The organism is Nitrosospira sp. NpAV (assembly GCF_000832065.1).
In the GTDB taxonomy this organism is placed as follows: domain Bacteria; phylum Pseudomonadota; class Gammaproteobacteria; order Burkholderiales; family Nitrosomonadaceae; genus Nitrosospira.
Genome location: NZ_JXQM01000186.1, coordinates 1 through 232, shown reverse-complemented (window position 1 = coordinate 232; position 232 = coordinate 1). Strand labels below are relative to the sequence as shown.

Here is a 232-nt window from a genome sequence, read left to right as displayed (position 1 = left end):
TGCTCTTCCGATCTCCGCTGGCAGATAAAGCGCTGCTGATTACAGCGTATCTGGTGCTTACGTACACCTCAGTGTTTCCGTTATGGCTTTTTGCCTTGGTGCTTGGGAGAGACCTTCTTATTGTTGGGGGTGCTCTTGCTTACCACTACTGTATCGGTCGTTTTGATATGGAACCCAGCATGCCAGGCAAGTTAAATACTCTGGTTCAGGTTTGTGTGGTTCTGGGTACTGT

1 protein-coding gene is annotated in these 232 nt (G+C 48.7%); it reads left to right on the top strand.

Annotation, left to right across the window (positions count from 1 at the left end; all coding sequences use genetic code 11):
* Positions 1-232 (top strand): CDP-alcohol phosphatidyltransferase family protein (locus SQ11_RS17990; protein WP_041515172.1); only part of this gene is annotated, 232 nt, incomplete at both ends.